The organism is Niveispirillum fermenti (assembly GCF_052474395.1).
In genome coordinates this window covers 2702659-2725573 of the sequence record NZ_CP156681.1, presented here as the reverse complement: position 1 = coordinate 2725573, position 22915 = coordinate 2702659, and the positions used below count along the sequence as shown (strand labels likewise).

The window sequence follows — 22915 nt, the reverse complement described above, 5'->3', positions numbered from 1 at the left end:
GCCGGTGACGGTCGGCGTTATCCCCTTCATCCCGTGCTCATGCCCCTGAAAAGGGTTAACGCGATCCTTGCCGAGGAGATTAAGGCCCATGTCCGCCATCATCGACATCCACGCACGCGAAATTCTGGACAGCCGTGGCAACCCGACCGTTGAGGTGGAGGTTCGCCTGGAATCCGGCGCCCTCGGTCGTGCTGCTGTTCCCTCGGGTGCGTCCACGGGTGCGCATGAGGCGGTCGAACTGCGCGATGGCGACAAGAGCCGCTATTTGGGCAAGGGCGTGCTGAAGGCCGTGGAAGCGGTGAACGGCGAAATCTTCGACACGCTGTCGGGTCTGGAATCGACCGACCAGGTCGCCATCGATCAGGCCATGATCGACCTGGACGGCACGCCGAACAAGGCGCGTCTGGGGGCCAATGCCATCCTGGGCGTATCGATGGCCGTTGCCAAGGCCTCCGCCGACGAATTGGACCTGCCGCTCTACCGCTATATCGGCGGTGCCAATGCCCGGATCCTGCCGGTGCCGATGATGAACATCATCAATGGCGGTGCGCATGCCGATAATCCGATCGACATCCAGGAATTCATGATCATGCCCGTGGGGGCGGAGACGGCGACCGATGCCATTCGCGTCGGGGCCGAGATTTTCCACGCCCTGAAGAAGAAGCTGAAGGCTGCCGGGCACAATACTGCCGTGGGCGACGAGGGCGGCTTCGCCCCCAACCTGTCATCGGCCACCGAGGCGCTGGACTTCATCGTGGCCGCCATCGACGATGCCGGCTACAAGGCAGGCGAGAATGTGCTGCTGGCGCTGGACGCCGCCTCCACCGAGTTCTTCAAGGGCGGCAAGTATGAGCTGGAAGGCGAGGGCAAGAGCCTGACCCCGGCCGAGATGGTCGCCTATTGGGCTGATCTGGTTGCCAAATATCCGATCGTCTCCATCGAGGACGGCATGGCCGAGGATGATTGGGATGGCTGGAAGCTGCTGACCGATACGATCGGGTCCAAGGTGCAGTTGGTTGGCGACGATCTTTTCGTTACCAACCCGGCCCGTCTGACCGATGGGATCAAGCAGGGCGTGGGTAATTCCATCCTGGTGAAGGTCAACCAGATCGGTACCCTGACGGAAACCCTGGAAGCCGTCCGCATCGCACAGAATGCCGGCTATACGGCCGTCCTGTCGCACCGTTCGGGCGAGACCGAGGACAGCACCATCGCTGATCTGGCGGTGGCCACCAATTGCGGACAGATCAAGACCGGCTCGCTGTCCCGCTCCGACCGGATCGCCAAGTACAACCAGTTGATCCGTATCGAGGAAGGCCTGGGCGGTGCCGCCGTCTATCCCGGCCGCGATGCGTTGAAGCGCGGCTGATCCTGCCATTACAGCCGATGTGAAGGGGCGGTCCCGTCGGGGCCGCCCCTTTTTTTCCGACGATCGGAGAACAGCCTGCCGGGTGGTCTATCCCGGCCCAGCCCAATGGGTTGGTGCCGTCTCCTCCTTTCGGTCATATTTGCCTGATTTTAAGGGGTTTTCGCGGCTGGCGCTCCTTTTCCCGTTGACCGCGCGACTCGCGCTGTGATTCCATCCCTTCATCATGATGATGCTCTATACACTTCGCTCTGCGCTGGGACGTGCTGTCCGACAGATTGTCGGTCCGGTGATCGGCGTCTCCGTCGTGGCCTACTTCGCCTATCACACCGTGCATGGCGATCGTGGCCTGGTGGCATTGACGCATCTGCAAAGTGAAGTGGCCCGCGCCCAATCCACACTGGATCAGGTGCGCGCGGAACGGGAGGAGCTGGAGCGCCGGACCCGCCTGCTGCGCCCCGACAGCCTGGACCCGGACCTGCTGGATGAGCGCGCCCGTGCCGTGCTGAACCAATCGCACCCGGACGACCTGATCATCCTCCTCCCGCGACGTGCTGCCCCGCAGTGAACGCAGGTCAGCCCCGACCAAGGTCGGTAAGTGCCTGAAATGGCGACGATTAGCCTAAAATGAGTTAAGGCTGATTTTCTCAAGTAAAACAATCTTTTGCACTGCACACCGCTTGCCAAGGTCGGCGTGGGGCGATACCTCTTTATCGCATCGCACAGCGATGGACCTATCGCATCCCCATTTCCTTGGGAGGAGCCAGTGGCAGTCACCAAGCGCCGCACCACCCGTAGCACGGCCCCGAAGGCCCCGGCGCTGCCGGGCAAGGACGAGCTTATCCGCTATTACCGCGACATGCTGCTGATCCGCCGCTTCGAGGAGAAGGCCGGGCAGATGTACGGCATGGGCCTGATCGGTGGCTTCTGCCACCTTTATATCGGGCAGGAAGCCGTCGTGGTCGGCATCCAGGCCGCGATGCGGGAAACCGACAGTGTCATCACCAGCTATCGTGACCATGGCCACATGCTGGCCTGCGGCATGGATGCCAAGGGCGTGATGGCCGAATTGACGGGCCGGGCCGGCGGATATTCCAAGGGCAAGGGCGGCTCCATGCACATGTTCAGCCGCGAGAAGAAGTTCTATGGCGGCCATGGCATCGTCGCGGCGCAGGTGCCGATCGGGGCCGGCCTGGGCTTTGCCCACAAGTATCTGAACGATGGCGGCCTGAATGCCTGCTATATGGGTGACGGCGCGATCAACCAGGGTCAGGTTTACGAGACCTTCAACATGGCAGCACTCTGGAAGCTGCCGACCCTGTTCGTGATCGAGAACAACAAGTACGCCATGGGTACGGCCCAGGCCCGCGCTTCGGCCGGTGAGCTGTATGAGCGCGGCAGCGCTTATGGCATCCCCGGCTATCAGGTGAACGGCATGGACGTGCTGGAGGTGAAGGAGGCGGCCGACAAGGCCATCGCCCATATCCGCGAAGGCAACGGCCCCGTCATCCTGGAGATGAAGACCTACCGCTATCGCGGCCATTCCATGTCGGACCCCGCCAAGTACCGCACCAAGGAAGAGGTCAACAAGATGCGGTCGGAAAGTGACCCGATCGACAATCTGAAGAAGCTGCTGCTGGACAAGGGCATCACCGACGAGGACGCCCTGAAGGTCATCGACCGCGAGGTGAAGGATATTGTCACCGAGGCGGCCGATTTCGCCACCACCAGCCCCGAGCCCGATCCGTCCGAGCTGTGGACGGACGTACTCGTGGAAGCCTGAGCCAGCAGCGGAGGATAATGACATGCCCGTACAGGTCCTGATGCCGGCCCTGTCGCCGACCATGACGGAAGGCAAGCTGGCCAAGTGGCTGAAGAAGGTGGGCGACGCCGTGAAAAGCGGTGACGTGCTTGCCGAGATCGAGACCGACAAGGCGACCATGGAGGTCGAGGCGGTCGATGAAGGCACCATCACGGCGCTGCTGGTGGAGGAGGGCACGGAAAATGTCGCCGTGAACACCCCCATCGCGACCATCGCGGAAGAGGGGGAGGATGCATCGGCCGCTGCATCCCCGGCCTCCCCGCCGCCGCCGCCGGCAGCGGTGAAGGAGGAGGCGCCGGCCGCTTCCGCCCCCGCCGCGGTGGACGCCGCGCCGAAGAAGAAGGAAAGCCCGGCACCGGCCGCGTCGGATGAAGATAAATGGTTCAAGTCCACGCAGACCATGACGGTGCGCGAAGCCCTGCGCGACGCCATGGCCGAGGAAATGCGCGGTGACGAGACGGTTTTCCTGATGGGTGAGGAAGTAGGCGAATACCAGGGCGCCTACAAGATCAGCCAGGGGTTGCTGCAGGAATTCGGCGCCAAGCGCGTCATCGACACGCCGATCACCGAACATGGCTTCGCCGGTCTGGGCGTGGGTGCCGCGTTCGGCGGCCTGCGGCCCATCGTGGAGTTCATGACCATGAACTTCTCGATGCAGGCCATCGACCATATCATCAATTCGGCTGCCAAGACGCTGTACATGTCCGGCGGCCAGATGGGCTGCCCCATCGTGTTCCGCGGTCCCAACGGTGCCGCCGCCCGCGTCGGTGCCCAGCACAGCCAGTGCTATGCCTCGTGGTATGCGCATGTTCCCGGCCTGAAGGTGCTGGCCCCTTACAGCGCCGCCGACGCCAAGGGATTGCTGCGCGCCGCCATCCGTGACCCGAACCCGGTCGTGTTCCTTGAGAACGAGATCATGTACGGGCAGAGCTTCGAAGTGCCGACCGACCCCGACTTCATCCTGCCCATCGGCAAGGCGAAGGTGGAGCGCGCCGGTGCCGACGTGACCATCGTCGCCTATTCGATCTGCGTCGGCCATGCGCTGGCCGCAGCCGAAAAGCTGGCCGAGGACGGGATCGAGGCGGAGGTCATCAACCTGCGCACCATCCGTCCGCTGGATGTCGACACCATCGTCGAAAGCGTCAAGAAGACGAACCGCCTGGTCTCCGTGGAGGAGAGCTGGCCGTTTGCCGGCATCGGTTCGGAGATCGCGGCGGTGATGATGGAACATGCGTTTGATTATCTGGATGCGCCGGTGGTCCGCGTCTGCGCCAAGGATGTGCCGCTGCCCTATGCGGCCAACCTTGAAAAGCTGGCGCTGCCGCAGCCCCACGACATCGTGGCCGCCGCCAAATCCGTCACCTACCGCAAATAAGGCAGAGGGAGGCTAGAGAGATGCCCGTTGATATCCTGATGCCGGCCCTGTCGCCGACCATGACGGAAGGCAAGCTGGCCAAGTGGGTGAAGAAGGAAGGTGATCAGGTCAAGGCCGGCGATGTGCTGGCCGAGATCGAGACCGACAAGGCCACCATGGAGGTGGAGGCCGTGGACGAGGGCACGCTGGGCAAGATCCTGGTGGCTGAAGGGACCGAGGGTGTGGCGGTGAATACCCGCATCGCCGTCATCCTGGAGGAAGGCGAGGACGCAGCCGCGCTGGACGCGGCACCCAAGGCCGCGACCGCCAGGGGGGAGGCGCCCAAGGAAGAGGCTTCCAAGCAAGGGGCGGCCAAGGACGATGCCGGTAAGGCGGCAGCGCCCGCCCAGCAGGAGGCAGCCGCCCCGCAGGTCCGCAAGGACGAGGCCGCATCCACGGGGTCCGACGACCGCGTGTTCGCCAGCCCGCTGGCCCGCCGCATGGCGGCCCAGGCCGGGCTGGACCTGTCGGGCGTGGCCGGTTCCGGCCCGCATGGCCGCATCGTGAAAAGCGATATCGAGGCGGCCCTGTCCAAGGGGACGGCCCCGAAGAAGGCGGATGCCGCGCCGGCTGCCGCCTCTCCGGCCCCGGCCACCGCGCCGGCCGCCGCCTCTCCGGCTGGCGCGCCCAAGGGTGTGGACGCCAAGGCGCTCGCCGACAAGCTGGGCATGAAGTACAAGGTCCTGCCCAACAGCGGCATGCGCAAGACCATCGCCAAGCGCCTGACCGAAGCTTGGCAGACCATCCCGCATTTCGGTCTGGCCGTCGATTGCGAGATCGACAATCTGCTGAAACTGCGCGCCGAACTGAACCAGAAGTCGGGGGAGAAAATCTCCGTCAATGATTTCGTGGTGAAGGCAGTGGCCATCGCGCTGGCCCGCTTCCCGGCGGCGAACGTGTCGTGGCACGAGGATGGCATCCTTCAGTACGAGAATGTCGACGTTTCCGTCGCCGTTTCCACCGATGGCGGCCTGATTACGCCCATCGTGAAGAATGCCGACCGCAAGGGTCTGGCAACCATCTCTGCCGAGGTCAAGGAACTGGCCAGGAAGGCCAAGGAAGGCAAGCTGAAGCCGGAAGAGTTCCAGGGTGGCACGTTCAGCGTGTCCAACCTGGGCATGTTCGGCATCAAGAGCTTCACCTCCATCATCAACCCGCCGCAGAGCTGCATCCTGTCGGTCGGTGCGGGTGAGAAGCGCCCCGTGGTCAAGGGTGACGCCCTGGCGGTTGCCACCGTCATGTCCCTGACCCTGACTGTTGACCACCGTTCGGTCGATGGTGCCGTGGGGGCGGAGTTCCTGAAGCTGCTGAAGGGCCTGATCGAGGACCCGATCACGCTGATGCTGTGACGTGACGTCCGGACGAGGGCAGGGTTTTGACAACGCTGCCCTCGTCCGGCTTTTCAGGGGGCAATGTGGTTGAAGAACACGAAAGGCCCTGTCTGCGTGACGCCACCCCCGCAGACCTGGCCACCATCTTCCGCTTCGTCCGCGACCTGGCCGACTATGAGAAGCTGGCAGACCAGGTCGTGGCGACGGAGGCGGATTTCGGTGCGGCGTTGTTCGGTGACAATCCCCGTGCCTTCGCGCTGATCATCGAAGTGGGTGGCATCCCGGCGGGCTTTGCCCTGTGGTTTTACAATTTCTCCACCTTCCTGGGACGGCACGGCATCTGGATCGAGGATGTCTATGTGGCCCCGCAATTCCGGGGCAGGGGCCTGGGCGGCATGGTGTTCCGCCATCTGGCGCGGCGCGTCGTGGACGAGGGGCTGGGCCGCCTTGAATGGTGGGTGCTGGATTGGAACGAGCCGGCCATCGATTTCTATCAGGGGATCGGGGCCGTGCCGATGGATGAATGGACGGTGCAGCGGGTGACGGGCGAGGCGTTGCTTCGTCTGGCCGGCCAGGCACCCTGACAACGAAGGAAAGCGACAGATCATGGCCGAGAATTTCGACCTCATCGTCATCGGCGCCGGCCCCGGCGGTTATGTCGCCGCCATCCGCGCTGCCCAGTTGGGCCTGAAGACCGCGGTGGTGGAGCGTGAGCATCTGGGCGGCATCTGCCTCAACTGGGGCTGCATCCCGACCAAGGCACTGCTGCGCTCCGCCGAGATCGCGCATTACATCCAGCATTCACAGGCCTATGGCATCAAGGTCGAGGGCAAGGTGACGCTGGACGTGGAAGCCATCGTCAAGCGGTCACGCGGTGTTGCCAACCAGCTTTCGGCCGGCGTGAAAGGCCTGCTGAAGAAGAACAAGGTCACCGTGCTGGACGGTTCGGCCAAGCTGCTGGGCAAGGGCAAGGTCGCCGTCACCGCCAAGGATGGCAAGGTGACCGACGCTGCCGCCAAGCACATCATCATCGCCACCGGTGCCCGTGCCCGCGTGCTGCCGGGGCTGGAACCGGACGGCAAGCTGGTCTGGACCTACAAGGAGGCCATGGTGCCGGCGGCCACGCCGAAGAGCATGCTGGTCATCGGCACCGGCGCCATCGGCGTGGAGTTCGCCTGCTTCTACAATTCCATGGGCGTTGACGTGACCCTGGTGGAGGTGGTGGACCGCATCCTGCCGGTGGAAGACGAGGAAATCAGCGCCTTCGCCGCCAAGGCCTTCACCAAGCAGGGCATCAAGATCAAGACCGGCGCCAAGGTCGTGAAGCTGGACCGCAAGGCCGACAGCGTCACGGCCCATATCGAGGTTGCGGGCAAGGTGGAGACGGTCACGGTCGACCGCATCATCTCCGCCGTCGGCATCGTCGCCAATACCGAGGGGTTGGGCCTGGAGAATACCAAGGTCAAGCTGGATCGCGGCCACATCGTCAATGACGGTTATGGTCGTACCGACGAGCCGGGCGTCTATGCCATCGGCGACGTGGCCGGTGCCCCCTGGCTGGCGCACAAGGCCAGCCACGAGGGTATCATCTGCGTGGAGAAGATCGCCGGCCTGGAGGATGTCCATCCGATGGACAAGACCAACATCCCCGGCTGCACCTATTCCTTCCCGCAGGTGGCCTCGGTCGGCCTGACGGAGGCCAGGGCCAAGGCCGCCGGGCATGAGGTGAAGGTGGGCCGCTTCCCCTTCATCGGCAATGGCAAGGCCATCGCGCTGGGTGAGCCGGAGGGCCTGGTCAAGACCGTGTTCGATGCCAAGACCGGCGAATTGCTGGGCGCACACATGATCGGCGCGGAAGTGACCGAACTGATCCAGGGCTACACGATCGGCAAGACGGCGGAACTGACGGAAGCGGAATTCATGCATACCGTCTTCCCGCACCCGACTCTGTCGGAAATGATGCATGAATTGGTACTGGCCGCCTATGGCCGCGCCATCCATTATTGATGGCTCGCCAGCTCGCAAGCGGCGTTGAGCTTTGCGGTGCTGGATGGTTTTATTGACAGGGGCGGTCGCAGGACCGCCCCTGTTGCTTTTCAGATGGCGGAAGAGGGCGTGCGGTTCCGTGATGCCTGCTTGGATATCGGTGCCGGCCGCCGGGCGGCCGCACGCATGACCGGGTTCACCCGCGCTTGCCTGCTGCTGCTCCGGGCCAGCATCTTGCTGCTGCTGGCATGCAGCCTTTTGCGCTGGGTGCCCGGTGGCTGGGGCGTGCCGGATCATCTGCGGATCGGCCTGTTATGGCTTGCCCTGCCGCTTCTGGTCGTGACGATGACGGCGCGCCGCTGGCTGTTGCTGGTCCCGCTGGGTTTGTCGGTGCTGGTCAATGCTGCCCTGGTGTTCCCGACATGGCTTTCACCGGCGGCCGGGCAGGGAGCATCCGTCACGTTGCTGCACACCAATGTCTGGAACCAGAACCCGTCGATGGACGCCTGGGCGGCGCTGGTGCGCGAACGGCGGCCGGATCTGGCTGTCGTGCTGGAGCGCCATTACCACCATCAGGCCTATGCCTGGGCGGTCCAGCTTGCCGAAATCCTGCCCTACCACGCGGATTGCGGCATATCCGACTGCGGCAACAATGTTCTGTCCCGCTGGCCCCTGCGACAGATCGGCGTGACCACCAGCCCCTGGCACGATGCGCCGACACGGCCCAGCTTCCTGGCCGTCAGGGTGGAACGGCCGGAAGGGCCGTTCACCCTGGTCACGGCCCACCTTTCCCGCCCCTTTGACCGGCCGGTGCAGGAGGCGCAGGTGGATTGGCTGCTGGACCGGTTGCGGGAGATGCCGCCGCCCGTCCTGCTGGCGGGTGATTTCAACGCGGCCCCCTGGTCCCCGCTGATGCGCCGCATCATGCGCGACGCGGGTTTGGTCCGGCTGTCAGTCACGGGGCCGACCTGGCCCAGCGGCTGGCTCCTGCCGTTCGGTATCCCGATCGACCATGTTCTGGGCGGATCGGGGATCGGGGCGGGCGGGCAGGTGCTGGTCCTGCGCGATGTCGGGTCCGATCACCGCCCGGTGCTGGTCCGGTTCACGCTGCCGGCCGCCGATGCGGGCACCCGCAGCGATTGACAGCCGGCTTCACCCCACCCCTGCCCTGGCCAGGGCAGGGGGATCAGGCAGGGGGTTCAGGGCAGGGGGGCGGTGACGATGTCCGCGGTGGTGGATACGGCCGTCGCTGCCACGTCGACAGTGGCCCCCGCGACCGTCCCCACAGCCGATGCCGTCGTCGTCACGACGGAGCATCCGCCCAGCAGGCCGGCAGCCATGCAGGACAGAAACAGAAACCGCCACCGTGTCCGCCGCATCATGCCGCCCCGCCAGAAATGTTCCCCGCTGATCTATCGCGGTTGCCCGGCTGTGGCAAACCCCAATCGCGCCGGGCTCATCGGGCCTTGCAGACCAGATAACCCAGTGCCGGTACGGTGACGCGATAGCTTCCGGGGGCCGCACTGCGAGGCGCGCATTCTCCATGAAGCGCCTTCCAGTCCATCGACGCCGTTTCCACCTGCAAGGTGGCCGACAGCGGTTCCTTGGCGCTGTTGAACACGACCAGCGTTTCCCCGGACCCTTCCAGCAGGCGGGAGAAGCCGAACAGGCCCGGCCCCTTTTCCGTTGCAATGCGGGTGACCTGATCGCCCCGGCGCAGGGCGGGATCGGCATGCCTGGTGCGCGCCATCGCGGCGATGGCTTGGTACAGCGGGTGCTGTCTGTCGAAATTCGATACGGCCGTGCTGCCGGTCGATCCGATCAGCCGGTTGTCGTTGTAGCTGTCCACCCGGCTGGGGAACATGTCCTCCCGCGAGGGCTGGTCACCCTCGCCCTCCCCGGTGAAGCCCTGTTCGTCACCGTAGTAAAGGGCAGGCACGCCGCGGCTATGCAGCAGCATGGCATTGGCCAGGATGGTCCGGTTCAGCAGTTCGGCTTCCGATGCATCGGGGTTGGCGCTGCGCAGCGTGCGGCCAAGACGCAGCACGTCATGGTTGCCGATCAGTGTCACCAACTGCCGGGCTGTCGCCTCGCCTTCCTTGTAAAGCGCGTCGCCCCGGAACACCTGCGCCAGTTGCTCCGTCGGCGCGCCCTTGGCCACAACGTCGGCAATGGCCTTCTGCAAGGCGAAGTCATTCACGGACGGCAGCCCATCCACATGGGTGAAGCGCGCCAGTTCACCGGGGTCGAATTCCATCACCTCGCCGAAAATGTGGAAATCCTTTATGCCGCGTGCCGCGGCCCGCGCCTGCATGGCGGGGATGAAGGCCTGCCAGAATTCCGGGTTCACATGGCGGGCCGTGTCGATCCGGAAACCATCGATGGCGAACTCGTCGATCCACTGGCCATAGATGTCGATGAAACCCTGTACGACGCGGGGATGTTCGGTCATCACATCATCCAGGCCCGCGAAATCGCCGAACAGCGAACTCTCACCCTTGAAAGTGCTTTCGCCGCGATTGTGGTAATAGGCGATATCGTTGAGCCAGGCCGGGTTCTTGGCATTCTTCTCCGCCTCCGGCACGAAGGGGGTGTAGGCGTAGTCCATGCGTGTCAGACGGGCGAAATTCGCTGCCGACTGGCCACCGGCCCCCACACCCGTGAACCCGTCATTGATCGGCGCGCCCGCCAGCCCGCCCCGCCGGCTGTAGGGGAATTCCGCATGGTCGCGGTAGGCGCAGCCGGTGTCCGGACATTCACGATAGCTGATGACGTCGGCGGTATGGTTGACGACGATGTCCAGATAGATCTTGAAACCCTTGGCGCGGGCGGCATCGACGAATGCCTTGTAATCGGCCTTGGTGCCCAGATGCGGATCGATATCCAGGAAATCCAGCGCCCAATAGCCGTGATAACCGGCCGATTGCGCATCGCCCAGCCCCTGCACGGGCTTGTTCTTGAATACGGGCGTCAGCCAGATCGCCGTCACGCCCAGATCACGGATATAATCCAGCCGCTGGATGACCCCCTGCAGGTCGCCGCCATGGTAGAAACCCTTATGGGTCGGGTCATAGCCCGTCACGTCGGGGCCGCCGGTCAGCCCGCCGCGATCATTGGACGGGTCGCCATTCTCGAACCGGTCCGGCATGATCAGATAGATGATTTCATCTTCCGGTACGCGCTGGGCCGGCGGGGCCGGATCGGCCAGGCCCGGCATGGGCAGGGCGTGCAGCATCAGGGCCGCCGCGGCAATCGCGGCGGAACGGCGGGTTCCGTATGTCATGCGGTTTCTCTCCCAGTTTCTCGCCGGCCTTATCGGGCCGGTCCTGCCGCCCCCATGGTTGGTGTCGGGGACACCGCCCGTCAAGCCGGCATCGCCCCGGCTTGGACTGAATTCGTATGTGTCGCGGTGCAAATCGGTAATTTCGTTACAATCGTCCGCCTTGCAGGCCAAGCGGGGGAGGGTGGCGACACGCCGCGCTTGGTTCAGGGCCAAGGGCGTCTTATGTTCGGGGGGCAGGCAATCCCAAGGTCAGGCCCATGACGATCGAAGACACCCGCGTCCGCCATCCGGAAAAGGCCAAGCGCCCGGACAATCCGATCCTGCGCAAGCCTGAATGGCTGCGCGTCAAGGCACCGACCAGCCGCGAATATGCCGAAACGCGCGACCTGATGCGCGGGCTGAAGCTGCATACCGTGTGCGAGGAGGCGGCCTGCCCCAATATCGGCGAATGCTGGAAGAAGAAGCACGCCACCTTCATGATCCTGGGCGCCATCTGCACCCGTGCCTGTGCCTTCTGCAACGTGGCCACGGGCAAGCCGCTGTCGCTGGACCCGCACGAGCCGGAGAAGGTGGCCGATGCCGTGGGCGGGCTTGACCTGGAGCATGTCGTCATCACTTCGGTCGATCGCGACGACCTGCCCGATGGCGGTGCGGAGCATTTCGCCCGCACCATCCGCGCCATCCGCCAGACGGCCCCGCGCACCACGATCGAGATTCTGACGCCCGATTTCATGCGCAAGCCCGGCGCCATTGAACTGGTGGCGCAGGCGCGGCCGGATGTGTTCAACCACAATCTGGAAACCGTGCCGCGCCTTTATCCGACCATCCGCCCCGGTGCGCGTTATTTCACCTCGCTGGCCTTGCTGCAAAGGGTGAAGGAGGTGGACCCGACCATCTTCACAAAGTCCGGCATCATGGTCGGCCTGGGCGAAACGAAGGACGAGGTGGGGCAGGTGATGGATGATCTGCGCGCCGCTGACGTGGATTTCCTGACCATCGGCCAGTATCTGGCGCCCACGCCCAAGCATGCCCCGGTGGACCGGTTCGTGACACCTGACGAGTTCGCCAGCTATGCCACCATGGCGCGCGGCAAGGGCTTCCTGATGGTGTCCAGCAGCCCGCTGACCCGCAGTTCCTATCATGCCGGGGACGATTTCCGTAAATTGCGCGCTGCGCGGGAGGCCAAGCTGGCCGGTGCCCGTCCGGCCGCCGAATGACGCGGTCCTGACCCACCGATGCCGACGCATGCCGAGCGGCGCATCCTGCCGCACACGCCGGAGCAGCTCTACGCGCTTGTCGCCGATGTGGAGCGCTATCCCGAATTCCTGCCCTGGGCCGTGGCCTGCCGCGTGCGCAAACGGCAGGACAATGTCATCTGGGCCGATCTTGTGATCGGGTTCAAGATGGTTCGTGAGCGCTTCACCTCCAAGGTGACGCTGAACCCCGATCTCCTGCGCATCGATGTGGAATATGCCGAGGGGCCGTTCCACTACCTGAACAACCATTGGGTCTTCGAACCGCATCCGGACGGCTGCGTCGTTGATTTCTATGTGGATTTCGAATTCAGGAACAAGGTGCTGCAGACCATCATCGGCGCCCTGTTCAACGAAGCCGTGAAGCGCATGGTGGCCGCGTTTGAGACCCGGGCCAAGCAGCTTTACGGCGCCAGGGACTGAAAGCGGCGGCCGGCATCGACGCTTGCGTCCGGTCTGGTCCGGCTCACCCTCCGCTCAATGCCGGCTGGGCATGATCGTGTCGGCTTCCTGCTCCACCCGGATGCGCGGACGCACGGGTGCCGCGAATGCATCGGACAGCCAGAGCGAGGCGGCCCGCCAGGGACCATGCAGCTCCATCTGGTGCAGCCGATAGAGAAGGGCATGGCCCAACTGTGCCAGCCGGCCTTCGATGAATCCCCCCTTGAACAGGCCGTCGCGGCCCAGGGTGCCGAATGTATTGTAATGGCCCAGCGACACCAGCTTGCCCTGATCCTGGAATTGAAACGGTTCCGGGGGCCGGCCGTCAAGGAAGGCGGGAAACTGCCGGGCCAGATGCAGCGCCTGCTGCCTGGCCACCTGCGCGGTAGGCGGCAGGGGGCGTTCAGCGCCGGCCGGGGTCAGGCTGGCGCAGTCGCCCAGCGCGAACACATCGTCGCGCACCGTGGTCTGGAGGGTGGGCCGCACGATGATCTGGCCGGTCGGGCTGTGCTCGAACATATTCCCCGTCTGCACGGCTTCCGACGCCTTCACGCCGGCGGCCCATACCCGCAGCGTGGCGTCGATCCGTGATCCGTCCTCCAGCGCAAAGCCGTCGGCATCCGCCTCGGCCACACGGACATTCTCCCGCACCTCCACACCGATGCGGCGCAACTGGCGGGTTGCGGCCTGTGCGACCTCCTCGGGGAAGGCGGCCAGGATGCGGGGGCCGCTTTCCAGCAGCATCAGGTCCAGTTGCGGGCGCAGATCACCGATGCCATAGGAACGGGCGACTTCCAGCAGACGGGCGATTTCCGCCGCCAGTTCCACACCTGTGGCCCCACCGCCGACGATGGCGACGCGCAGCGGGCGGCCTTGGTCCAGCATGCGCAGCAGTTCCTCGTAAAGCCGCTGATTGAATGTTTCCGCCTGAGTCAGGTCATCGATGAACAGACAGTGGCGGGCGACGCCGGGCGTGTCGAAATCATTGGCCTTGCTGCCGGCGGCCAGGACCAGTGTGTCGTAATGGTGCTGCCGCTCACTCAGCAGCACCTGCCCGGCGGGGTTCAGCAAGGGCTGTACCGTCACGGACTGCGCGTCCGTATCGATCTCGCCCAGCGCACCGGGCAGAAAGCGAAAGCCCGTTTGTGCGCCATGGGTCACGAAGGGGATGCGCCGTTGCTGCGCGTTGGCCGTGCCCGCCGCGAAGGTATGCAACATCGGCTTCCAGACATGGGACGGCGCCTTGTCCACCAAGGTCACATCGGCCAGTTCGGCCCGGCCCAGCCGGGTTGCCAGCAGCAATCCGGCGATGCCGCCGCCGACGATGATGACGTGGTGCTTCGGGCGTCGCGTCATGGCTTTACTCCGTTCAGGCAGGATCAGGCCTGAAGGAAACACCGTCGGCCATGGGCGGTTCCGCCCGCGCCTTTCCCGATGGTGCCGTTATCCGCGCCCTTCCATCAAATCGCGGATGCGGGCCAGATGCTGGCAGGCCCGGCCCACGCCCAGCAGCAGCACCCCCAGCAGCAGGCCGACCAGCGCCGGTCCGTAGGTTTCCGGCGTCGGCGCGATCAGCATGAACAGCGAAACGATCAGTGCCGCTGCGCCGAAGAAGTAAAGGACCAGGGCGGTGATGGAACGGCGTTGCTCCATCTCAGCCCTCCATCGCGCAGGCGGCGGGCGCTCGCGGCGCCGCATCGGCGGCGAAAACCTCCTCGAACGCCGCCCTCATGGCCATATCCACTTCGACCATGCTCACCATATGCCCCAGGGCGGCAAGGGATGTGACGCCATGTTCGCGGATGCCGCAGGGCACGATACCACCGAAATGCGTCAGGTCGGGCTCCACATTCAGCGATACACCATGGAAGCTGACGCCCCGCCGCACGCGCACGCCGATGGCGGCGATCTTGTTCTCGACGCCGGGCTGTCCATAGGGGGCCATGTCGACCCAGACGCCGACCCGGCCGCACCGCCGTTCACCCTTCACGGCGAACTGGGCCAGGGTGCGGATCAGCCATTCCTCCAGCCGCCAGACGAAATCATGCAGGTCGCCGCCGCGGGCCTGCACGTCCAGCATAACATAGCCGATGCGCTGGCCGGGGCCATGATAGGTATATTGCCCGCCGCGTCCCGCCTGGAACACGGGAAAGCGCATGGGCGTCAGCAGGTCGCCTGCCCTGGCCGAGGTGCCGGCCGTGTAAAGGGGGGGATGTTCCAGCAGCCAGACCGTCTCCGGCGCGATGCCGGCCCGGATATCGGCCACGCGGGCTTCCATGAAGGACAGGGCATCGGGATATTCGACATTCCGGTCGCTGATCCGCCACTCGATCATGATCTGGCAATTTCCGAAGCTGGGGGCAGGCTCGCTGCCTATTTAGGCGAATTTCCCGCCATCACCAATGGGCAATCCCGGCAATGGCAGCCGCCCCATGCGCGCATGACCATTGATCCGCAGGGCGTGATGCGCCACATTCGGCAACGTCATTGCTATCTGGCCCCTGATTATGAACGAAATGAACCGCGTCTATCTCTATGATACCACCCTGCGCGACGGTGCGCAGACCTCTGGCGTTGATTTCACGGTGGCCGACAAGATCGCCATCGCGCAGGAACTGGACGCGCTGGGCATCGATTATGTTGAAGGCGGCTGGCCGGGCGCCAATCCCACCGACGACGCCTTTTTCGCCGATCCGCCGAAGCTGGGTCGCGCCATCTTCACGGCGTTCGGCATGACGCGGCGTCCCGGCCGCAGTGCGTCCAACGATCCGGGTCTGTCCGCCCTGCTGGACAGCCCGGCCGACGCCGTCTGCATCGTCGGCAAGACCTGGGATTTCCATGTCGATGTGGCCCTTGCCATCCCGCGGGATGAGAATGTGTCCCTGATCGCCGACAGCATCCGGGAGATCAGGGCGCGCGGGCGGGAACCTCTGTTCGATGCCGAACATTTCTTCGACGGGTACAAGGCCAATCCGGAATACGCCCTTTCCTGTGTCCAGGCCGCCTATGAGGCGGGAGCCCGCTGGGTCGTGCTGTGCGACACGAACGGCGGTACCCTGCCGCACGAGGTGGAAGCCATCGTGGCCGAGGTGGCCCGCCGCATCCCCGGCGACCGGTTGGGCATCCATACCCATAATGACACGGAAAATGCCGTCTCCAACTCCATCGCGGCCGTGCGGGCCGGTGTGCGGCTGGTCCAGGGCACCCTGAACGGCCTGGGGGAGCGTTGTGGCAATGCCAATCTGCTGTCGCTGATCCCGACCCTGTCGGTGAAGATGGGCTTCGATGTCGGGATCAAGCCGGAAGGTCTGTCCCGGCTGGTTCATATCAGCCGCATGCTGGACGAGCGGCTGAACCGCACGCCCAATCGCCATGCCGCCTATGTCGGTGAAAGCGCCTTCGCCCATAAGGGTGGGCTGCATGTCTCCGCCGTGGAGAAGGACCCCAGTTCTTATGAGCATGTCGACCCGTCGCTGGTGGGCAACCGGCGCCATGTGCTGGTGTCCGATCAGGCCGGGCGGTCCAACATCCTGGCCCGCCTGCGTGAGGTGGGGGTGGATGTCGATCCCAGGGATGCCCGCGTCGGACAGCTTGTCGATATCGTGAAGCAGAAGGAGTTCGAGGGGTACGCCTTCGACGGGGCGGAGGCAAGCTTCGAGCTTCTGGCCCGCCGCGCGCTGGGCGAGGTGCCGGATTATTTCCGTCTGGCCGCCTTCCGCGTGCTGGATGAACGCCGCTGGAACGCCAGGGGCGAGCTTGTGACCCTGTCGGAAGCCACCACGAAGGTGGAGGTGCCGGGCACGGCCGGCGCGGAATCGGTGATGACGGTGGCGGAGGGCAATGGCCCCGTGAACGCGCTGGATCAGGCGCTCCGCAAGGCCCTGATCCCGGTCTATCCCGCCCTGGAGGGTATGCGGCTGGTGGATTACAAGGTCCGCATCCTGAATGCCCAGGATGGTACCAAGGCCGTGACGCGCGTGATGATCGAGACGGCCGACCGCCACGGAAACCGCTGGGCGACCGTCGGCGTGTCGGCCAACGTCATCGATGCCAGCTTCAATGCCCTGTCGGACAGCATTACCTATTGCCTCTACCGGTCAGGTGCCGTTATCGACAAGCCCGTCGCGGCCTGATCCAGGGCCGTGCCTGCCAGGCGTTCCGGTTTCAGGTCACAAGGTCTCCATGAGCGGCACCAACAAGCGTCAATTGTCCAAGAGCTTCGCGGAGGGGGATGGGGATGGTCCCGCCGTCATCCTGATCGAACCGCAGATGGGCGAGAATATCGGGGCGGTGGCGCGGGCCATGCTGAATTGCGGCCTGACGGACCTGCGCATCGTCAACCCGCGTGACGGTTGGCCCAACGAGAAGGCGGTATCGGCGTCGGCCGGGGCGACGCTGGTGCTGGATCAGGCGCGCGTCTTCGACAATACCCGCGACGCCATCACCGACCTGCATCGCGTCTTTTCCACCGCGGCCATCGTGCGCGGGATGGTGAAACCCGTGGTCACCCCACGGGAAGCCGCGAACGAGATGCGGGGGCACTGGTCCGCGGGGCGCAAGGTCGGACTGATGTTCGGGCCGGAGCGCACGGGTCTGGTCAACGAGGATATCGCGCTGACCGATACGCTGATCTCGGTCCCGTTGAACCCGGGCTTCTCCTCGCTCAATCTGGCGCAGGCCGTCTTGCTGATCGCCTATGAATGGTGGATTTCCGGACAGGATGTGGAGGACCGGTATTTCCACGCTTCCGCCGGCCAGCCAGCCAGCAAGGGCGACCTGCATAACCTGTTCGACCATCTGGAAGGGGAGTTGGAGGAGGCCGGTTTCTTCAGCAGCGAGGACAAGCGCCCGTCCATGGTCCGCAACATCCGCAACATGCTTCAGCGCACGGCCCTGACGGAGCAGGAGGCGCGGACCTTCCACGGCATCATCACCGCGCTGGCGGGGCGCAAGAAACGGCGCAAGCCCGACCACGGCGGGGAATAGGCCGGCAGGAGGATGGGGAGCCGCCCCGTGCCCCTGTGAAGAACCGGCCGCTCCCCGTCGGCCCGCCCGTCATACCATGTCCCGGTGAATTACACTCACCGGGATCCGGTATCAGTCCAGTTTCACGCCTGTCCGCCCGGCCAGGTCCTGGATCAGTTGCCAGGCTACGCGGCCGGAACGGTTGCCGCGGGTGACCGACCATTCCACGGCGATGGCACGCAACTGTTCCACGGACATCGCGATGCCATAGGCGGTGGCATAGGCCTCCACCATGGCGAAGAAATTGTCCTGGTCGCAGGAGTGGAAGCCCAGCCACAGACCGAACCGGTCGGACAGGCTGATCTTCTCCTCCACCGCTTCGGACGGGTTGATGGCCGTCGACCGTTCATTGTCGATCATGTCGCGCGGCATCAGGTGGCGGCGGTTGGACGTGGCGTAGAGGACGACATTGCCGGGCCGCCCTTCGATCCCGCCTTCCAGCAAGGCCTTTAACGATTTGTAGTTGCCGTCATCATGGCTGAAGGACAGGTCGTCGCAGAACAGCACGCAGCGCCGGTCGCTGCCGCGCAGCACCTCCAGCAGGCGGCCCAGCGTGGGGATGTCGTCGCGGTGGATTTCCACCAGCGCCAGCGACCCCGGCCGGTCCCGGTTCACACGCGCATGCACCGCCTTCACGATGGAGCTTTTGCCCATGCCGCGCGCACCCCACAGCAGGGCGTTGTTGGCCGGCAGGCCGCGGGCAAACCGTTCCGTGTTCTCCAGCAACTGCGCCTTCTGCCGGTCGATGCCCTTCAACAGGTCGTAATCGACATGCGATACCCGCGCCACCGGCGCCAGCGACAGCGTGTCGGCATGCCAGACGAAGGCATCGGCGGCGGAAAGATCGCCCGTGGGCCGGGCCGGCGGCGCCAGCCTGTCCAGGGCATCGGCAATGCGGGACAGTACGGGCAGCAGCGGATGGGAAACAATGGTATCGGCCATGGTTGTGTCTGTCGCTTTTGGGAGGGGCGCACCCCTTGCGCAATGGCAGGGGCGGGGCCAGATGAGAGCCCGGATACGCTAGCATGGGCCCGTTGCCGGCCCGAAGCCCGCTTGCCGCATGGCAGCGCCCGGTTTCGGTTGCAACGGGGCCGCCGGCTTGTATAGTCCCCGCGTCCGGCACGTCGCCGGGAGCAATCAAAGTTAGGAGCTGTTGATGTTCATTTCCACGGCCTATGCCCAGGCCGCTGCCGGTGCGCCGGGTGGTGGCGGGATGGAAACCCTGATGTCGCTGGCCCCGCTGGTGCTCATTTTCGTGGTCTTCTACTTCCTGCTGATCCGTCCGCAGCAGAAGAAGCTGAAGGAACACCGCTCCATGCTGGAAGCGCTGCGCCGGGGTGACAGGGTCGTCACGGGTGGCGGCATCGTCGGGTCCATCGTCAAGGTCGGTACCGATGACGAGGTGACCGTGGAAATCGCCGAGGGCGTGCGCGTGCGCGTCCTGCGTTCCACCATCACCTCCGTCCTGGCCAGGACGGAGCCGGCCAAGGGCGACGACAAGTAATACTATTTTGCGGTGATCAGAACCTATTGGTTCTGATCACCGCCCTCAATCGCCGGCGCCAACATTCGTTGGCTTGGCTACGCCGCACGAGCGGTGCTGTGGCGGTCGCCGCCGGACCCACTTGCGATGAGTTCCACTCATCGCAAGTGGGTATAAGGCGGGATCGGGGCTGCACGCCCCGGGAACGGTCGCAGGATGGATGCGTTCATCCTGCGACCGTTCCCCCTTGAAACCCCGTTGACCGACAGCGGAAGGCCGATCCATGGACATCACGCCGATCATCCCGGCTGACCGTCAGGTCATCGATACCTATGGCCCCGGCCGGTTTCGCGTGGCCAATACCCTTTACGAGAGCGCGGTCATCGTCTTTCCCGATCAGACCGTCATCTGGGATGTCCCCGGGCTCGCCGGCCTGACGGCCGATCATTTCGCGCCGGTCGCCACGGCCGATCCCCGGCCCGAGATCCTGTTGCTGGGCACGGGTGCCCGTATGGGCCTGTTGCCCTCCGCCCTGCGCCGCGCACTGAAGGAACAGGGCGTTGTGGTCGATGTCATGGACAGCCCCGCCGCCTGCCGCACATACAATATCCTGCTGGCGGAAGGCCGCCGGGTCGCCGCAGCACTGCTGCCGGTCTGACACCGCGTTTTCCCGCCGCCGCCATGTCGCTTTCACAATCCTGGGGCATCGTGCCCGCCACCCTGACGGGCATATAGTCTGAAAATCCATCCCGGATTGCGCTATAGCTGTCATTGGGGTTTCGTCCGTGGCAGGGCTGCGCGGCGGGGAAGGTGCGCATGGATCATCTGGCGGATCGCAATCAGGCGATGGCGGCACGGCTGAAGGCCGTGTTCGCGCGTGAGCAGACGCGCGGGATCGAGGTGGCGACCTGGGCGCGGCTGATTGCACTGGGTGCCATCCTCGCCTGGCTGTCCATGCTGGACCAGACCGGGGAGAACGTGTCGGGCTATCTCGGCATCGTCCTGCTGGCCTGCAACGGTCTGTCGCTGTGGGCGCTGAACCGGACGCGCTGGTTCCGGCCCTGGCACATGTTCGCTTCCGTCGCCTTCGACCATATTGCCATCGCCTGCGTGATGGTGACACCCATTACCCTGGCCGGGGAAAACCTGTCCCCGGCCATGAACACGCGCACGGTCTGGTTCGACGTCTATTTCCTTGTTATCGCCGGGGCGGTGCTGGTGCAGCGGCCTGGCCTGGTGGTGTGGAGCGGTCTGATGGCCGCCGCATCCTGGTCCGCGGTGGTGATCCATGTGCTGCGCCAGCCGGGCACCTTCACCATGCCCATGACCTGGATGTGGGAAGGCGTCAGTGCTGACGACATCGTCCGTGTCATGCAGAACCCCCGCTATGTCGACCTGACCAACTGGATAACCCAGGTTCTGCTGCTGCTGCTGGTCGCCCTGACACTGGCGGCGGCTGTCAGGCGGTCCAAGATGCTGCTGGCCAGTCAGGCAGCGACGGAGAGCGAGCGCGCCAACCTGGCCCGTTATTTCTCGCCCGACATGGTGGAACGGCTGGCGGCCAGCGACAGTCCGCTGTCGCGCCCCAACACGCGCGTCGTCTCCGTGCTGTTCGCCGATCTGACGGGCTTTACCCGCCTGTGCGAGAATGCGCCTGCCGGAGAGATCATCGACCTGCTGCGCCAGTTCCGCATCCGCATGGAACGGGCCGTGTTCACCCATGGCGGCACGGTCGACAAATATATCGGCGACTGTGTCATGGCGACCTTCGGCCTGCTGTCGCCCAGCGGCCGCGACCCCGCCGCCGCACTGGCCTGTGCCCATGACATGCAGGCCGCCATCGGCGACTGGAACCTTCAGCGGGCCAATCGGGGCCTGCCCGCCGTGGGGCTGGGCATCGGCGTCCATTACGGTGCCGTCGTGGCGGGCGATATCGGGTCCGACCAGCGGCTGGAATTCACCGTGATCGGTGACACGGTCAATGTGGCCAGCCGCCTGATGCATCTGACCCGCACGCTGGAGGCGGGCATCGTCATTTCCGACGAGGTGGCGGGGGCGGCCCTGCTGACGGACGGCGAGCAGGCGCTGGCCGGCTATCAGCGGGTGGAGAACATGCCGCTGCGCGGCCGGGACGGAACCATCGCGCTCTGGTATCGCCCCCTGGCCGCCAATGAAGCATGCGCGGCCGAATAGCGGACCGTGCTATAACACCCATGGCCGGAATATTCCGGCCCGTTCCAGTGCCGGACGAAACCGACGGAAGGCCCCATGTTCACCGGTTTTTTCTATGATCTGCGCAAGGCCGGCGTGCCCGTCAGCCTGAAGGAGTACCTGGCCCTGATGGAGGCGATGCAGGCCGGTGTCGCCGGCTATGCGGTCGATGATTTCTATTATCTTTCCCGCGCCATCCTGGTGAAGGATGAACGTAACCTGGACAAATTCGACCGCATCTTTTCCACGGCGTTCAAGGGGCTGGAAGGTGCCGGCAGCGTCGGAGCGGAGGAACTGACGGCGCAAATCCCCGAGGAATGGCTGCGCAAGCTGGCCGAGAAATTCCTGACGGAGGAGGAAAAGGCGCAGATAGAGGCGCTGGGCGGCTGGGACAAGCTGATGGAGACGCTGGCCAAGCGTCTGGCCGAACAGAAAGAACGCCACCAGGGCGGCTCCAAATGGATCGGAACGGCCGGCACCAGCCCGTTCGGCGCCTATGGCTACAATCCCGAAGGGGTGCGCATCGGCCAGGAGGGCAGCAGGAACCGCCGCGCGGTCAAGGTGTGGGACAAACGCGACTTCAAGAACCTGGACGACAGTGTCGAACTGGGGACGCGCAACATCAAGGTGGCATTACGCCGGTTGCGGAAATTCGCGCGCGCAGGGGCCGCCGACGTGCTGGACCTGCCCGATACCATCAGTTCCACCGCCCGCAACGCCGGATATCTCGATATCAAGATGGTGCCGGAACGGCACAATGCCGTGAAGGTCCTGTTGTTCCTGGATATCGGCGGATCGATGGATGACCATATCCGCCTTTGCGAAGAATTGTTCAGTGCTGCGCGCACGGAATTCAAGCATCTTGAATATTATTACTTCCATAATTGCGTCTATGAAGGCGTGTGGAAGGATAATCGGCGCCGGCACGTGGAGAAATTATCCAGTTTCGACGTCATGAATACGTATGGTTCCGATTACAAGCTGGTTTTCGTAGGGGATGCCGCGATGAGCCCCTATGAGATCACCCAGCCCGGCGGCAGTGTTGAACATTTCAACGAGGAGGCGGGCATCGTCTGGATGCGGCGCCTGCTCGACAAGTTCCCGCATGCGGTCTGGCTGAACCCGACCGAGGAGCGATACTGGCAATATACGCAGTCCATCGGCCTGATCCGCAAGATCATGGAAGACCGCATGTATCCCCTGACCCTGGCCGGCCTGGATGGGGCGATGCGCGAACTGAACCGCTGAAGCCCCCCCTTTGACCGGGCTCCACCGCAAACGGACACCCGGTCAAAAAGGG

At 64.6% G+C, this 22915-nt stretch carries 22 protein-coding genes; 16 read left to right on the top strand and 6 right to left on the bottom strand.

The genetic code is table 11. The annotated features are described in order from the left end of the window. Window positions 1–88: 88 nt before the first annotated feature. The 8 genes from eno to ABC728_RS23805 all read left to right on the top strand — a co-directional run bounded on the left by eno (window position 89) and on the right by ABC728_RS23805 (window position 9062). The gene (gene eno / locus ABC728_RS23840; RefSeq protein ID WP_416619969.1) at window positions 89–1369 is read left to right on the top strand and encodes a phosphopyruvate hydratase; all 1281 of its coding nucleotides are present in this window, start codon (window positions 89–91) and stop codon (window positions 1367–1369) included. Window positions 1370–1592: 223 nt separating this feature from the next. Further along, entirely contained in the window at window positions 1593–1934 is a 342-nt protein-coding gene (locus ABC728_RS23835; RefSeq protein ID WP_416619968.1) for an FtsB family cell division protein, read from the top strand. A 198-nt stretch (window positions 1935–2132) separates the two neighbouring features. Beyond that, a complete protein-coding gene (gene pdhA / locus ABC728_RS23830; RefSeq protein ID WP_416619967.1) occupies window positions 2133–3149 on the top strand; it encodes a pyruvate dehydrogenase (acetyl-transferring) E1 component subunit alpha in 1017 nt (338 codons plus the stop codon). A gap of 22 nt (window positions 3150–3171) precedes the next feature. Continuing rightward, on the top strand, window positions 3172–4563 hold the full coding sequence (locus ABC728_RS23825) for a pyruvate dehydrogenase complex E1 component subunit beta (protein ID WP_416619966.1): 1392 nt from the start codon (window positions 3172–3174) through the stop codon (window positions 4561–4563). A gap of 20 nt (window positions 4564–4583) precedes the next feature. Then, complete coding sequence (locus ABC728_RS23820; protein WP_416619965.1) at window positions 4584–5951, top strand: pyruvate dehydrogenase complex dihydrolipoamide acetyltransferase; 1368 nt, start codon at window positions 4584–4586, stop codon at window positions 5949–5951. A 65-nt stretch (window positions 5952–6016) separates the two neighbouring features. After that, on the top strand, window positions 6017–6517 hold the full coding sequence (locus ABC728_RS23815) for a GNAT family N-acetyltransferase (protein WP_416619964.1): 501 nt from the start codon (window positions 6017–6019) through the stop codon (window positions 6515–6517). Window positions 6518–6539: 22 nt separating this feature from the next. Further along, complete coding sequence (gene lpdA, locus ABC728_RS23810; RefSeq protein ID WP_445376519.1) at window positions 6540–7940, top strand: dihydrolipoyl dehydrogenase; 1401 nt, start codon at window positions 6540–6542, stop codon at window positions 7938–7940. Window positions 7941–8105: 165 nt separating this feature from the next. After that, window positions 8106–9062, top strand: a complete 957-nt coding sequence (locus ABC728_RS23805) for an endonuclease/exonuclease/phosphatase family protein (protein WP_416619962.1) — start codon at window positions 8106–8108, stop codon at window positions 9060–9062. A gap of 56 nt (window positions 9063–9118) precedes the next feature. Here ABC728_RS23805 and ABC728_RS23800 read toward each other — a convergent pair whose 3' ends face one another. Together ABC728_RS23800 and ABC728_RS23795 are read right to left on the bottom strand one after the other, a co-directional pair. Further along, the gene (locus ABC728_RS23800; protein ID WP_416619961.1) at window positions 9119–9301 is read right to left on the bottom strand and encodes a hypothetical protein; all 183 of its coding nucleotides are present in this window, start codon (window positions 9299–9301) and stop codon (window positions 9119–9121) included. A gap of 74 nt (window positions 9302–9375) precedes the next feature. Continuing rightward, window positions 9376–11202 carry an alpha-amylase family glycosyl hydrolase gene (locus ABC728_RS23795; RefSeq protein WP_416619960.1) on the bottom strand — a complete coding sequence of 609 codons (1827 nt, stop codon included), beginning with the start codon at window positions 11200–11202 and terminating at the stop codon, window positions 9376–9378. A 257-nt stretch (window positions 11203–11459) separates the two neighbouring features. On the opposite strand from ABC728_RS23795, the gene lipA reads away from it, so the two are divergent. After that, window positions 11460–12419 (top strand): lipoyl synthase, encoded by a 960-nt coding sequence (gene lipA / locus ABC728_RS23790; RefSeq protein WP_416619959.1) that lies wholly within the window; start codon window positions 11460–11462, stop codon window positions 12417–12419. Between the two features lie 18 nt (window positions 12420–12437). Further along, entirely contained in the window at window positions 12438–12878 is a 441-nt protein-coding gene (locus ABC728_RS23785; RefSeq protein WP_416619958.1) for a type II toxin-antitoxin system RatA family toxin, read from the top strand. Between the two features lie 54 nt (window positions 12879–12932). Here the strand turns inward: ABC728_RS23785 and ABC728_RS23780 are convergent, their stop codons facing one another. The 3 genes from ABC728_RS23780 to lipB all read right to left on the bottom strand — a co-directional run bounded on the left by ABC728_RS23780 (window position 12933) and on the right by lipB (window position 15231). Continuing rightward, a complete protein-coding gene (locus ABC728_RS23780; protein ID WP_416619957.1) occupies window positions 12933–14252 on the bottom strand; it encodes an NAD(P)/FAD-dependent oxidoreductase in 1320 nt (439 codons plus the stop codon). Window positions 14253–14339: 87 nt separating this feature from the next. After that, entirely contained in the window at window positions 14340–14549 is a 210-nt protein-coding gene (locus tag ABC728_RS23775) for a hypothetical protein (protein WP_416619956.1), read from the bottom strand. Window position 14550: 1 nt separating this feature from the next. Next, window positions 14551–15231, bottom strand: coding sequence for a lipoyl(octanoyl) transferase LipB (lipB, locus tag ABC728_RS23770; protein WP_416619955.1), 681 nt, complete (start codon window positions 15229–15231; stop codon window positions 14551–14553). Between the two features lie 172 nt (window positions 15232–15403). Here lipB and cimA point away from each other — a divergent pair, with 172 nt between their 5' ends. Beyond that, window positions 15404–17029, top strand: coding sequence for a citramalate synthase (gene cimA, locus ABC728_RS23765; protein ID WP_416619954.1), 1626 nt, complete (start codon window positions 15404–15406; stop codon window positions 17027–17029). Window positions 17030–17078: 49 nt separating this feature from the next. Next, window positions 17079–17882, top strand: coding sequence for an RNA methyltransferase (locus ABC728_RS23760; protein ID WP_416619953.1), 804 nt, complete (start codon window positions 17079–17081; stop codon window positions 17880–17882). A 111-nt stretch (window positions 17883–17993) separates the two neighbouring features. Here the strand turns inward: ABC728_RS23760 and ABC728_RS23755 are convergent, their stop codons facing one another. Beyond that, window positions 17994–18863 (bottom strand): ATP-binding protein, encoded by an 870-nt coding sequence (locus ABC728_RS23755; protein ID WP_416619952.1) that lies wholly within the window; start codon window positions 18861–18863, stop codon window positions 17994–17996. 214 nt (window positions 18864–19077) lie between these two features. Here ABC728_RS23755 and yajC point away from each other — a divergent pair, with 214 nt between their 5' ends. From yajC to ABC728_RS23735, 4 genes are all read left to right on the top strand, one after another. After that, on the top strand, window positions 19078–19425 hold the full coding sequence (gene yajC / locus ABC728_RS23750) for a preprotein translocase subunit YajC (protein ID WP_416619951.1): 348 nt from the start codon (window positions 19078–19080) through the stop codon (window positions 19423–19425). A gap of 262 nt (window positions 19426–19687) precedes the next feature. Continuing rightward, window positions 19688–20062 (top strand): Mth938-like domain-containing protein, encoded by a 375-nt coding sequence (locus tag ABC728_RS23745; RefSeq protein ID WP_416619950.1) that lies wholly within the window; start codon window positions 19688–19690, stop codon window positions 20060–20062. Between the two features lie 158 nt (window positions 20063–20220). After that, complete coding sequence (locus tag ABC728_RS23740; protein WP_416619949.1) at window positions 20221–21597, top strand: adenylate/guanylate cyclase domain-containing protein; 1377 nt, start codon at window positions 20221–20223, stop codon at window positions 21595–21597. A gap of 75 nt (window positions 21598–21672) precedes the next feature. Beyond that, a complete protein-coding gene (locus tag ABC728_RS23735; protein WP_416619948.1) occupies window positions 21673–22863 on the top strand; it encodes a vWA domain-containing protein in 1191 nt (396 codons plus the stop codon). Window positions 22864–22915 lie beyond the last annotated feature (52 nt).